Genomic DNA, 12,645 nt, shown 5'->3' on the forward strand with positions numbered 1-12,645 from the left:
TTGCAGGTAATACGATGTTTTAACTAGACATAGGTAGTCAAAATCCAGATCGTCCTCCACGGATATCACCACCAGTGAAATCGTTTTCTTTTTAGACAAATAACCTGAGTTAAATCAAATAAAGTTGCATATCATCTTTGGTATGGTGAAGTCATACCAAGCGGTCTTCTCTATCGCTTCCCTGCTGGCCCAGCCAGATGCAGCATTTTCTGCGCCTTGAAACCGAGTTATGACGCTATGATCACCATCACCCTCGATGGGGCTCAGTTGACGGTTAACCCGAACCAGACCCTGCTCCAGATAGCCAAACAGCACCAGATCGACATCCCCTCCCTGTGCGGTGACAACACCAGTGCCCCCAAGACGCCGTGCGATCTCTGCGTGGTCGAGATTGCCGGTCTCGGCATCCGGCGCGCCTGCGAGACGCGCCCCGAGGCAGGGATGGTGATCACGACCCAAAGCGATGTCCTGCGTGCGCACCGCCAGCAGGCGCTCGGCCGCATCCTCTCGGACCACTACGCCGATTGCGAAGCCCCCTGCCAGCGCGCCTGTCCGGCCGGGGTGGACATTCAATCCTATCTGCATCACATCGCCATAGGGGAGCACGAAGCGGCCATGGCCGTTATAAAACAGACCCTGCCGATGCCCCTCTCCATTGGCCGGGTCTGCCCCGCTTTTTGTGAAGCGGAGTGCCGCCGCGCGCTGGTGGATGAGCCGCTGGCCATTCGTCAGCTCAAGCGCCATGCCGCCGATCTCGATCTGGCAGAGGTTGCCCCCTATCAACCGGCAAAGAAGCCCGCCAAGGGCAAGCGGGTTGCCATTATCGGCAGCGGCCCGGGCGGCCTCACCTGCGGTTACTATCTGGGTTACGAGGGATTCGAGGTCGATCTGTTCGAGGCAATGCCAGAAGCGGGTGGATGGCTGCGCTACGGCATCCCCGAATACCGGCTGCCCAAGGCGATCCTCGATCAGGAGATTGCGCTGATGTGCCAGAGTGGCATGCGGATCCACACCAGGCAGCGACTGGGCCACCAGATCACTCTCTCGGCGCTGTGCCGCGACTATGATGCGGTCTGTCTGGCGGTTGGAGCTTCCAAGGCGGTACCGATGGATTACCCGGGCAGCACCCTGGCCGGTTGTTATCTTGGGGTCGATTACCTCAAGGATCAGATGCTCACCAAGCGGCTCACCACTGGCAAGAAGGTTGCGGTGATCGGGGGTGGTAATACCGCCATTGACTGCGCCCGCACGGCGGTCAGGCTGGGGGCTGAAACCACCCTTATCTATCGCCGCACCCGCGCCGAGATGCCCGCCGAAGCCTACGAGATCGACGAGGCGGAGCACGAAGGGGTGCGCTTTTTGATGCTCACCAATCCGGTAGAAAATCTGGCCGATGAGGCTGGTCGCGTCTGTCAGGTGCGCCTCGAGAAGATGGCCCTCGGCGAGCCGGACGCCTCCGGTCGCCGCCGCCCGGAGCCAACCGGCGAGTACCTCATTGAAGAGTTTGATACCGTGATTGCGGCAGTGTCGCAGCAGCCGGATCTCAGCTTTATGGAAGGGGAATCCCTCACCCTCCCCTTCACCCGCTGGCAGACACTGGAATCCCACCCCGAGACCATGCACAGCGGCCACGGCAACCTGTTCGCCATCGGCGATCTGCGCCGCGGGCCTGCCACCGCCATCGAGGCGGTTGCCGATGGCCGCAAGGCGGCGCTGGCCATCGATCAGTTCCTCCACGGTGACATGATCGACCCGGTTCGTCCTTTCAACGCCTGCAAGGCCCCCACACTCAAGCAGGTCGATCCCGCCCAGTTTGCTCACCTGAAAAAAGTCGCCCGCACCATCATGCCCCATCTGGCAGAGCAGGATCGCGAGGGCAGCTTTGCCGAGGTGGAGCGTGGTTTGAGTGATGCCGATACCCGCAGCGAAGCCAGCCGCTGCCTCGAGTGTGGCTGTCAGGCCAACACCGATTGCGCGCTGCGCGACTATGCCACCGAATACGAGGTCGAGCAGAGCGCTCTCGATACCAGCCAGTGCCAGAAGTTTGCGGTGGATAACAGCAGCGAATTTATCGTGTTCGATGCCAACCGCTGCATCGGCTGTGGCCAGTGCGTGCAGACCTGTGGTGAGCAAGCGGTGCAGGGAGTGCTGCGCTTTGCCAAGCACAGCGATGGCACCCTCTCGAACCGGCCGCAGTTCGACACGGGACTCTCGATGGGCGACTCCCACTGCGTGCAGTGCGGCGCCTGCGTACAGGTCTGCCCCACCGGCGCCCTGGTGGATGCCCGCGACAAGTCACAGGGGCGCACCGAACTGCTCACGCCGGTCAATACCATCTGCACCTACTGCGGGGTCGGCTGCGGTGTCACCCTCTACGTCGATGAGGCGCGCAACCGCATCCGCTATGTGGAGGGGAACCGCAACTCACCGGTCAACCAGGGGCTGCTCTGCGTCAAGGGGCGCTTTGGCTTTGACTTTATCCAGAGCGAGGAGCGCCTCACCACACCGCTCATCCGCAAGGATGGCAAGCTGGTGCCCGCCAGCTGGCAGGAGGCCATCGCTCTGGTGGCCGAGCGCTTCACCGCCCTGCGCAAACGCTATGGCAGCGATGCGCTGGCGGGTTTTTCATCGGCCAAAACCACCAACGAAGAGAACTACCTGTTCCAGAAGTTCATGCGCCGGGAGCTGGGCACCAACAACGTGGATCACTGCGCGCGGCTCTGCCACGCCTCCACCGTCACCGGGCTGGAGGCGTCACTCGGCAGCGGCGCCATGACCAACGACATCCCGAGTATCGACCACTCGGATCTCATCTTCATCATCGGCTCCGACACCTCGGCGGCCCACCCCATCATCGGCTCCCATATCAAGCGGGCCGTCACCACGGGCAAGGCGCGGCTGGTAGTGGCCGATCCCAAGCGGATCGAGATGGCGGACCATGCCAGCCTCTATATGGCCCACCGCCCCGGCACCGACGTGATGCTGCTCAACGGCCTGATGCAGCAGATCATCCAGAACAACTGGCACGACAAGGCCTATATTGCCGATCGGGTGGAAGGGTTCGAAGCGCTGCAAGCGGAGGTGCTCTCCCCCGCCTATGCCCCGGACAAGGTGGCCCTCGTCACCGGCGTACCGGCCGAGCAGGTGATCGAGCTCGCGCGCCTCATCGGCACCGCCGAACGCACCGCCATCTACTACTCGATGGGGATCACCCAGCACACTACCGGCCACGACAACGTGCGGGCCATCGCCAACCTGCAACTGCTGTGCGGCAACATCGGCATCGAAGGAGGCGGCATCAACCCGCTGCGAGGCCAATCCAACGTGCAGGGTGCCTGTGACATGGGGGCGCTGCCCAACTGCCTGCCCGGCTATCAGAAGGTGGCCAACCCCGAGGTGCATGCCCGCTTCGCAGCCGCCTGGCAGCAGCCAGACTTGCCGCGCACACCCGGCCTCACCCTCACCGAAACCATAGATGCCGCCTGTGCGGGCAGCATCAAGGGGCTCTATGTGATGGGGGAAAACCCGGTGCTGAGCGATCCGGATCAACACCACGTCATCGAGGTGCTCAAGCAGCTGGAGTTTCTGGTGGTGCAGGATATCTTCCTCTCCGAAACCGCCCAACTCGCCGATGTGGTGCTCCCCTCCTGCTCCTTTGCCGAGAAGAGCGGCCACTTCACCAACACAGAGCGGCGGGTGCAGCGCATCTCCCCCGCCCTCAAGGCGCCGGGTGAAGCACGGGAGGATTGGTGGATCATCCAGCAGATTGCCAACGCCATGGGCGGCGACTGGCACTATCAACACCCGCAGGAGATCACCGCCGAGATCTGCCGGGTCACCCCGCAATACGCCGGCATCCAGTGGGATAAGGTAGGTGTAGAAGGGCTACAGTGGCCCTGCAACGACGCAGCGCCCGAAGGCACTCGCCTGCTCCACGGCAAGCAGTTCACCCGTGGCAAGGGGGAGATGGTTGCCACCCCGTTCCGCTATGCCGCCGAACTGCCCGACGAGACCTATCCCATCGTGCTCACCACCGGCCGCCTGCTGGAGCAGTTCCACACCGGCACCATGACCCGCAAGACCAAGGGGCTCGACAAACTGGCTGGCCCGCGAGTGATGATGAGCGTGGTGGATGCGCAGCGGTTGGGCATCAGCAACAGTGAGCGAGTGAAGGTCACCAGCCGCCGCGGCCATATCGAGTTGCCCGCTTTCGTCACCAAACGGATGCAGCCGGGAGTGGTCTTTATCCCGTTCCACTTTGCCGAAGCCCCGGCCAACCGGCTCACCATCAATGCCACCGACCCCCACGCCAAGATCCCCGAGTTCAAGGTCGCAGCTGTGCGCATCGACAAGCTGGAATCCCCGTCACAAGCTGGAGAGCTCTCCATGCAGAAGGAACCGGCCAAGCCAAACATCGAGGTTGCCTGAGGGGAATAGCAAAACCTGAGTAGCCGCCTGCCGGGAGAGTTTATGGGGTTGCGATAGCAGAAGAGGGGTATGAGAAGGGGCCACCAGCCAAAAAGTACAAATGGTTAGCTTCGATGAGAAGCTAACCATTTGTTTTATATGGTGCCGATAAGGGGAATCGAACTCCTGACCTTCGCATTACGAATCCAGATTTACGTCATTTTTACCCTTGTCTAACGACACACCGCACCAATAAACTTTTACATTAAAATCATTGCCTTATATCTGTCACGACGTGCTTTGTTGTATCACCAACACTCGCCCTATATCATGTAATCTGTTGGGCATAGAGTTGGGCATAACAGGGGGCATCGTGGCAGACAGGCAGCAACGAAAACCGATAACACAAGATCGGGAGATTTCGGCGTTAACAACCGAGGAAGGAAAGGCGGTTAGTCGCTTCACCGTCTATTCAAAGCACGGTGGGGGCCTTCACATTGAGGTGCGCCCTGATGGCCTCAAACGATTCAACTATCGGGCAAGACTGAACGGTAAGCAGTTTGACTATCAGATCGGGCTTTATCCAGCGATGACACTCGCTAAGGCTAGAACAGTACACGCCGAAGCCGTCGCCTTGGTTAAACAAGGAATTGATCCGCGCAAGGTAGCCAAGCAAGCCAAGGCTAAAAATATTCAGATGCCTACCCTCGGTGAGGTTTACCGCGACTGGATGGCAATGCGAGCCAAGTCAAAGCCGATAGGCTCCCGCACCCTACGCGATTATGAAGGGACGTATACACGCCACATTGAATCCGCCATAGGTAATATCAGAGTGTGTGATCTCTCCCGTGCTGTGCTCTATGAACACTTTCGCCAAGTAGAGACAACCGAAGGGGCACGCAAGGGGCTTATCATCCTGAATCAGTGTCTTGATCATGCTGTGTTACAAGGTCACATCGAAATCAATCCTGCTCGCCTACTCAAGCCCGCGATGTTTGGGGCGTCTATGCCCCCACCCCGTGAACGCTGGTTAACCAAGGATGAATTACGCCAGCTATGGGCAGCACTTGAACAGGCAACCGGTGGGGGCGGTTCTGTGTCTGCTGGTGGACGTGGAATAGCGTCTAACGTGGTCTTGTCGCTTGGGGTGGCTAACTGCTTACGTATGATTTGCCTGACCGCTGTGCGCCGTTCTGAGGCTGTAGGGATGCGCTGGGAGCAGATCAACGGCGACCGCTGGACAATCCCCGAGACTAAGAATGGACGCTCACACGTTGTCACTCTCTGCCCGTTGGCACTGGAAATCATAGAGAAGCAAAAGCCCCTATCAAATAGCCCCTATGTATTTGAATCAACCAGCAAGCCAGGACACCCGATTACAGGGGATGCTGTAACCCGTGCGCTAGAACGTGTGCGAATGAAATACCTTGCCGAGCTTGTGCCGTTTAGTCCCCACGACCTACGCCGTAGCGTAGCTACAGGAGCCGCTGAATATCTGGATGCTCCCGAGCGCCTGATCGAGCTGATGCTCAACCATGTCCCCAAAGACAGGTTGATACGCACCTATCAAGTGGGGGGCATGGCCGAGAAGTTACGCGCCCTGTTTCTACGCTGGGGAGATTTTATCAAGACTGTTACGCAAACAGAGCAAACCAAGCCTGACAACGTTGTATCTCTCAACTTTGGGGGGCGTGGGTTATCTTCCTGAATCCAAAGGCATTGCTTTAGCGACGATGAATAGTAATGTGAGCCCTAATGGTGTTACTCAATAAAGGGTGACAATAGCTCTTTGCAATAACAGCGTGCTAACTTAGCTCACAAAATCGCCAGCAATGCACTTGGAGTACTTAAAAAAATGCTCAAGCTCCTTTCTCAACTATTCACCGAAGCAAAAACAGTAAGAAAGGCAGTGGACATATTGTCACGTACTCTAGGGGTTAACCCATCATTGGTATCACGTATGATGGGGGATCTTGGGCCTGAGTGTGGTAACGAACTAGGGCTGATGATTGCAAAAACGGAGGGGAGTGCAACTGATCCTTTCCGCTTCATCTATGAATGTGGCGCACTAATATTTTTCTTCCATTGGTGTTTGTATAAGAGTGCTGGTGACATCAATTGGATGCACCAACACCTAGCAAAACAGGGATTCTTGATTGATCAGATCAGTACAGATACGCATGCGTTAAGTATCGCACAGTCACTACTAGGTGGTATTGAATTACGGGGGTACGACCTACGCAGATTCAACCAAAACCTCTCTGTCTTTATGGCCGAATATGAAGAGTATCTTGACAGTGATGGCACAAGGGAACCGCCAAAGCTAGTTTTACATTAGTGTAGGGATTGTATGGATTTCTATAGAAAGGCTTCCTTCATAGCGATCATTGTAGTGTTACTGACCTTGGTGGCAGGGCCATTCCTTTTCAAGTTCTATCCAAATTTTGAGAAAGGTGAAGTCCAATGTGAATCAGAAGGTGGGCACTACAGCTTTGAAGGGCGGGATATCAGGGTTTATGACGATAGAATCGAGTTAGTTGGTGTCTGGGGAATATTGGATAGTGGTAAGCCTAGGCGCATATTGATCCAAACAAAAGGGCGTTTGTGTGTGATTGCAGAAAGTAATGCTGATTAATTAGCCACACAGGAAGGTGTCTATAATCATCCCTGATGGGATTTAGAGGATTACCCGTTGAATCCATAGGCTACGCCTAGTGACACTCTATTAGATACGTGAATAGCGCAGACTAACGCCTTCGGCAAAGAGTAAAAGATACGCCAAAAAGAAGGGAAGAAATCCATACAGTAAGTAGCTAGTAGCCAAGGGCTACAAGGACAGGGGAAGGGGTTTGTCTTTTCTCTCTTTCTTTTAGGCGTCTTCTTTGGCTTGGCCCTGCCGGCCTGAGGCACATATCTCCAGCAATCCACTATAACGCCTTCGGCACAAGAGGGTGACATTTTGTCACCTATAATAATCTTTATATTATTTGTTATACTTATCTGTTATTAGGTACAATTTGTCACCCCCCCCCTGACAATTTGTCACTCCCCCTTGCACTTAGAGCTAGCCCCCAAATTACAAATGGTATCATCCATTACTTCTCAAGTAAGAGAAAGAGCCACCGTCAAGCTGACTCTGGGCTATAGCCCCTTCCATTCCTCAAATTTTTTTTGGGGGGGATAACACAAGAGATTTCCCTATATTCCCCACCTGACTATTAAAAATAGTTGTCGTAAAACCACCTATAGCACCAGTATAAGTATATAGAAGCTATTGAAATTAGCCTGCTTACGCAAGTAAGTGGGCTCTTGCCCGTTCCAAATCAAGATAGAGGTAATGAGATAATGTATTCCCAAGAAAATGGCCTTCGGGTCAAGATACCTGCCTTTTGCGCCAATGAGCTGGCCAAGCATTTACCAGAAGGTGTAAAGGCAACGCGCTACATCGTGGACCTGATTCTAAAGGACTTAGCCAATAAAAAGAGAGGATCACATATAAGTGATGACGCAACTAGAAATTACAACCAAGATTCTACGCAACCTTCCTAAAGATCTTACCGCCTCCGAACAGATCACCCTGCTGGTTATCTCCACCTTCATTAACCTAGAGCGGGATAAGTGCGCTCGTTGTTGGCCCACGAATAGCCTGTTGGCGGCTCAGACCAGGCTATCTGAACGGGCAATTATCCGAGCTTTGGTAAGGTTGGAGGCAATGGGCCTCATTGAGCGGCAGACAAAGTTTGATCCTGACGCTAACAAGCGAACACGGATTTTAATCCTTAACCTAGACAAGCTGACGCCAGTATCGGCAGAGCCAGAAGCTAAAGGGGATGCTTGGGAGGATGATCTAGATGATTGGTAAAATCCTAATTTTATATCCCCTTGTAGTCTATTTAACCCACATGATTTCAATTTTTATAATCCAATAGGTAACGACAATGCAACGATACAACTCCACTCATGAACAATTCAACACTGCCAAAGAGGCGGCCAATGCAACCTACTTCACTAAGCTGCTAGAGCCAGTGCAAGAGCTCTTGGCGTTTGGTTACGGATACAAGGCTTTGGCTTCAGCACTGAATGCGAAAGGTTATCTAACCCAACGAGGTAAGCCCTTCACTCGTGAGAGTGTACGCACTCTTCTTAAAAATCTAGGCCTATATACCGTGGGAGCAGAAGAAGAATGCAAAGAACAATAATAGCGCACCTCGATAAATATCGTCGCTGCTGCGCTGTAGAAAGAGAGCGAGCAGGTGAATTAATTCTCCTAGCAGGGAGCTTAGATAACGCGGTGAGTTACAAAGAGCTCCCAGAAAAATACATAAGCCTAGCTATGCGAGAGATTAGCAACACCGTCTCGTCCCAAGGCATCACGGTTGTAGTTGGCGAGGAGGTTGTTACCGTATGAACCTTTATCATGTCTATTACAACCAACAAGATAGGGCGGTATGCGTAGAGCGCCAAAGCGCAAATGGTATCATCAAGATTATTGCAGGCATCAGGCCGACCAGCCTTTACAGCCGAATGCTAGTCACTGATACCTACGCTCTCTCAGAGGCAATCGATGAATCCTTGCTCACCAAGCAAGAGCAATTGAATAAATCGAAAGGGATACGTTACCAGCGTACCCCCGAGTTAGAGCAAGAGATCAAGCTAGGTTGTTCTCATTCCGTATTACATACCAAATACGGCATCTCTAAACGTACCTATCACCGATTGCGTAACGAGCTTATTAGTGCCACTCACACTACCCTGTAGGGTAGTACCTCCCCCCTATGTCACTTCCTCTCTAGCCCTTGTATATCAAGGCTTAAAACAGCCATTTTTAGCAAAGTAGGACTCTACTATGTGGTGTTTTCTTAACACACGTAAACGGGTTCCTGTAACCCACTGTGACCACTACCGCGATTATTCAAAATTCAAGAACTATGACATTGACGCCCCTTTTACATGGGCACCCAATTCCTTTCGGAGAAACTAAAGATGAATGAACAAATCAAAGGCCTGTTTCAAGACGAATCAATTAGTGATGACCAGCTTGCAGCCATCATTCAAGAGGCTCAAGGCGACGTCTCTAAAGTCAGTAAGAGCATGAAAGCTCTTGGTATTGGTGCAGGGTCTAAAGAGCACATTGAATACATGCGCTCTCTTAAGACTGACGCCATGCGTAAACATGGTTTCTCAGATCCTATTCAAAAAACAGAGTTTACAGGGGATGAATTAGCTAATCCCAATTGGACAACCAAGCAATGGAATCAATGGGAGCGTGCTAGACGTGTGAAAGCTGGTTACAAGCCTAGCCCACTCACCAACAGCCAAGATGCTGCTGACTTCTTCAGGAAACTTAGAGGTGGTTAATGTCTCTCATCAAGACGCCAAAGGCTGCAAATTACAAGTTCGGAGGGCAGGCTGATAAGCCTGTCCGCTTCCATGAATACAAATCAGAAATTACTAGATTCTCTTACAAGGGCGTTGTCATTGAGCGTAACAAGAACACTTACCGTATTACGCCACCCAAACTTAAAGGCTTTGATATGGCTTTGTGTGATGGTGTCTATACCAATACTCGTTCGCTACAAGGGGCGCTTGATTTGGCCTTTCTGAATGTTGACAGTGAACGCCAAGAAGAACTAAGGGCGCTGAATATCAACCATCGGTGTCCAGCTTGTAAGGGCGTAACGCTCATTCAGAAGAGAGATTGGCAAGAGGAGCGGATTTCTTGCCCCTTATGCGCTCGACACTCCCACTATTCCTACTATGAAGCAGTGAAAGATGAAGTAATCCGGTGATAGAGGAGAGGTACTTTACCCCTCACGCCTCTCAAGACATGCAGCCCCCATCTGATTACTATCCCCTATAGCCAGTATGCTCATGGGGTTGTATTGACTCTTGCAGAGGGGGCCATTTGTCATATTTTCTGTGAGATTTTTTCAAGCCTCATTGCATATATAAGAAGACCCCCCTTACCCCCTGCTCCCCTCCATGCAATTTTCCCCCGTAATCGAACAGACCTATCCTATCCCCCCTCGATTCTTTTATTTTCCTCTGGTGTTCTCTCTTGCGTACAAGGCAAGTTAGCCGCCCGTCATGGGCAGCCTATACACTGTGAAGTGTTGGGCATGGTGTTGGGCAAATACGCTAAAGAGCATAAATGGCCTGCTTCGATGAGAAGCTAACCATTTGTTTTATATGGTGCCGATAAGGGGAATCGAACTCCTGACCTTCGCATTACGAATGCGCTGCTCTACCAACTGAGCTATACCGGCTTGTTGCTATCCACATTCATGAAAAATGGCCAGCGAGTCAATCGAGCCAACTCGATTTTATGAATTGGCTCATGGTATTAGAGCCCGATTTACAAGTCGGCAAACTCGGGGATATGGGCCCGGCCGCGGCTTTCGAGGAAATCGAGCAGGACGCGGGGGGCGCGCACCAGGATCCGCTCTTGCGGGAAGCCGGCTTCGGTCACCAGACGGTGACAGTGGTCAAAATCACCAAGGGTAAATGCCACGTGGGAATCGGAGCCGAAGGTGAGGTAAGCCCCCAGATCTCGCGCAGCTTCCACGATGGCGCGGCAGTTGCCTTCACTCCCCGGGCGCGAGTGAATGAAGGAGGAGTTGTTGATCTCCAGCGCCACCCGATAGTCCGCAGCCGCCTTTACCACCGCCTGAATGTCGATGGGAAATGCGGGGTTGCCCGGGTGACTGATCATGTCGACCCGGCCGCTCTTGATGGCGTTGATCATTGCCTGGGTGTGAGTGGCCCGATCGCAGGGAGGGAATACCTGTTCATGAAAACCCGCCATGATCATGTCGAGGCGCGACTCATAGCGCTCGGGAAAATCGATCTCCCCCTCCAGGTTTTTGATGTTGGCCTCGATACCCCGCAGGATCCCCACCCCGTCCACCACTCTTGGCAAGATCGGCAAGTTGGCAAAATGCCAGACATGAGGGGCATCGGCCATCTCGGGCCCGTGATCCGTGGTGGCAAACAGCTTGATCCCCTTGGCCCTGGCGATGGGCAGATAGTCGTGGATGGTGCTGTAGGCGTGAGTGCTGGCAATGGTGTGAGTGTGGGTATCGACCGGGTACTTCATCTTCTCTCCCCTCATATCTTGAAGGGGCAGCATAACAAAGTAGGGGGAATTGGGCCACGCCGGCACTTGCCACACTTTGTCACAAAATACCGAGGAACTGACATAGTCTGAGGGGCCCTGACTGGCATACTGCCCCCGTCGATACACGCCTGAACTCGCATCGACAGTTTGTCGTCAGGATGACACGAACTCATTTTCCCCACCGTCGCGCCTTGCGGCGGTTTTTTTTACCTGTTTGCCACCACATCGCTGTCAACAGGGCAAAAAAATGCCCAACTAGCAAGAAGCAGGTTGGGCGAGACTTAATGTTTAATTGCAGTGGCATTGATATAGAGTCTCCTGCTGTGGAGTTAGTTCCAATCTTTTTGCCCCTTTTAACAAAAAACATTCCGCTAACACTCATTCACATTCTCTTGACACTTCACGTTATGAAACGTACTTTTTAAACATTCGTTTAAGTGAGGTGTCCTGTGAGTAAAATCGATACCAAAAACCGTATTCTCGACGCCGCTGAAGTGCTGTTTGCCGAGCGGGGATTCGCCGATACCTCTTTGCGTCTGATCACCAGTGAGGCCGACGTCAATCTGGCGTCGGTGAACTATCACTTCGGCTCCAAGAAGGAGCTGATCCAGGCGGTGCTCGACCGCTATCTGAGTCTGTTTATGCCTGATCTAGATGCCCGCCTGCGGGTGCTGATGGAGCAAGAGCAGCTGGCCCTGCTGCAACTGTTTGAAAGCTTTGTCGAACCGCTGATGAAGCTCTCGGCGGTGCGGGCCAATGGCCCGGCCATCTTCATGCAGCTGCTGGGGCGCGGCTATATCGATAGCCAGGGTCACCTGCGCCGCTTTATCACCGCCCACTATGGCCCCATTTTGCAGCGGATCACCCAGGCCATCTCCAAAGCCAACCCGGCCCTGTCGCCAGCGGATCTCTTCTGGCGCCTGCACTTCACCCTGGGCACCGTCGTCTTCACCATGGCCTCTGCCGATGCGCTGCGCGACATCGCCCTGGCCGATTTTGGCCAGCAGCTCGATGTCGAGGGGCTGGTTCGCAACGTCATTCCTTATCTGGCGTCCGGAGTCGGGGCGCCAGTGGAGTCGACCAGGCTCTCCCTGGCCGTGTAACAACCAACAATAAATCAA

The 12,645-nt window shown here is 53.8% G+C and carries 11 protein-coding genes and 1 tRNA gene; 10 read left to right on the forward strand and 2 right to left on the reverse strand.

Going from position 1 to position 12,645, the window contains the following annotated elements:
• The first annotated feature begins 237 nt into the window (after positions 1 to 237).
• The 9 genes from fdhF to G5154_RS06395 all read left to right on the forward strand — a co-directional run bounded on the left by fdhF (position 238) and on the right by G5154_RS06395 (position 10,196).
• Positions 238 to 4,428, forward strand: a complete 4,191-nt coding sequence (fdhF, locus tag G5154_RS06355; protein ID WP_421250549.1) for a formate dehydrogenase subunit alpha — start codon at positions 238 to 240, stop codon at positions 4,426 to 4,428.
• A gap of 352 nt (positions 4,429 to 4,780) precedes the next feature.
• Positions 4,781 to 6,115 carry a tyrosine-type recombinase/integrase gene (locus G5154_RS06360; RefSeq protein WP_421263907.1) on the forward strand — a complete coding sequence of 445 codons (1,335 nt, stop codon included), beginning with the start codon at positions 4,781 to 4,783 and terminating at the stop codon, positions 6,113 to 6,115.
• A gap of 147 nt (positions 6,116 to 6,262) precedes the next feature.
• Positions 6,263 to 6,745 carry a hypothetical protein gene (locus G5154_RS06365; protein WP_421263908.1) on the forward strand — a complete coding sequence of 161 codons (483 nt, stop codon included), beginning with the start codon at positions 6,263 to 6,265 and terminating at the stop codon, positions 6,743 to 6,745.
• Between the two features lie 12 nt (positions 6,746 to 6,757).
• Positions 6,758 to 7,042, forward strand: a complete 285-nt coding sequence (locus tag G5154_RS06370) for a hypothetical protein (protein ID WP_324035087.1) — start codon at positions 6,758 to 6,760, stop codon at positions 7,040 to 7,042.
• Between the two features lie 867 nt (positions 7,043 to 7,909).
• The gene (locus G5154_RS06375; RefSeq protein ID WP_069784222.1) at positions 7,910 to 8,269 is read left to right on the forward strand and encodes a helix-turn-helix domain-containing protein; all 360 of its coding nucleotides are present in this window, start codon (positions 7,910 to 7,912) and stop codon (positions 8,267 to 8,269) included.
• 76 nt (positions 8,270 to 8,345) lie between these two features.
• Positions 8,346 to 8,606, forward strand: a complete 261-nt coding sequence (locus tag G5154_RS06380; RefSeq protein WP_183149709.1) for a recombinase family protein — start codon at positions 8,346 to 8,348, stop codon at positions 8,604 to 8,606.
• 205 nt (positions 8,607 to 8,811) lie between these two features.
• Positions 8,812 to 9,165 carry a hypothetical protein gene (locus G5154_RS06385; protein ID WP_421263909.1) on the forward strand — a complete coding sequence of 118 codons (354 nt, stop codon included), beginning with the start codon at positions 8,812 to 8,814 and terminating at the stop codon, positions 9,163 to 9,165.
• A gap of 225 nt (positions 9,166 to 9,390) precedes the next feature.
• Complete coding sequence (locus G5154_RS06390; RefSeq protein ID WP_421263910.1) at positions 9,391 to 9,765, forward strand: hypothetical protein; 375 nt, start codon at positions 9,391 to 9,393, stop codon at positions 9,763 to 9,765.
• Positions 9,765 to 10,196, forward strand: coding sequence for a hypothetical protein (locus tag G5154_RS06395; RefSeq protein ID WP_421263911.1), 432 nt, complete (start codon positions 9,765 to 9,767; stop codon positions 10,194 to 10,196). The genes G5154_RS06390 and G5154_RS06395 overlap by 1 nt, the downstream gene beginning before the upstream one ends.
• A gap of 401 nt (positions 10,197 to 10,597) precedes the next feature.
• On the opposite strand, the gene G5154_RS06400 is transcribed toward G5154_RS06395, so the two are convergent.
• Both G5154_RS06400 and G5154_RS06405 read right to left on the reverse strand, forming a co-directional pair.
• A tRNA-Thr gene (locus G5154_RS06400) sits at positions 10,598 to 10,673 on the reverse strand.
• A gap of 89 nt (positions 10,674 to 10,762) precedes the next feature.
• On the reverse strand, positions 10,763 to 11,503 hold the full coding sequence (locus G5154_RS06405; RefSeq protein ID WP_421250573.1) for a phosphatase: 741 nt from the start codon (positions 11,501 to 11,503) through the stop codon (positions 10,763 to 10,765).
• A gap of 470 nt (positions 11,504 to 11,973) precedes the next feature.
• On the opposite strand from G5154_RS06405, the gene G5154_RS06410 reads away from it, so the two are divergent.
• A complete protein-coding gene (locus tag G5154_RS06410) occupies positions 11,974 to 12,627 on the forward strand; it encodes a TetR/AcrR family transcriptional regulator (RefSeq protein ID WP_421250574.1) in 654 nt (217 codons plus the stop codon).
• Positions 12,628 to 12,645: the final 18 nt, after the last annotated feature.

Source organism: Aeromonas sp. 600527 (assembly GCF_049175415.1).
GTDB classification, from domain to species: Bacteria; Pseudomonadota; Gammaproteobacteria; order Enterobacterales; family Aeromonadaceae; genus Aeromonas; species Aeromonas veronii_A.

What these genes read in the sequence shown, in the direction of transcription:
- fdhF (WP_421250549.1), top strand. Translation starts at nt 238, where the DNA reads ATGATCACCATCACCCTCGATGGGGCTCAGTTGACGGTTAACCCGAAC.
- G5154_RS06365 (WP_421263908.1), top strand. Translation starts at nt 6,263, where the DNA reads ATGCTCAAGCTCCTTTCTCAACTATTCACCGAAGCAAAAACAGTAAGA.
- G5154_RS06370 (WP_324035087.1), top strand. Translation starts at nt 6,758, where the DNA reads ATGGATTTCTATAGAAAGGCTTCCTTCATAGCGATCATTGTAGTGTTA.
- G5154_RS06375 (WP_069784222.1), top strand. Translation starts at nt 7,910, where the DNA reads ATGACGCAACTAGAAATTACAACCAAGATTCTACGCAACCTTCCTAAA.
- G5154_RS06380 (WP_183149709.1), top strand. Translation starts at nt 8,346, where the DNA reads ATGCAACGATACAACTCCACTCATGAACAATTCAACACTGCCAAAGAG.
- G5154_RS06385 (WP_421263909.1), top strand. Translation starts at nt 8,812, where the DNA reads ATGAACCTTTATCATGTCTATTACAACCAACAAGATAGGGCGGTATGC.
- G5154_RS06390 (WP_421263910.1), top strand. Translation starts at nt 9,391, where the DNA reads ATGAATGAACAAATCAAAGGCCTGTTTCAAGACGAATCAATTAGTGAT.
- G5154_RS06395 (WP_421263911.1), top strand. Translation starts at nt 9,765, where the DNA reads ATGTCTCTCATCAAGACGCCAAAGGCTGCAAATTACAAGTTCGGAGGG.
- G5154_RS06405 (WP_421250573.1), bottom strand. Translation starts at nt 11,503, where the DNA reads ATGAAGTACCCGGTCGATACCCACACTCACACCATTGCCAGCACTCAC.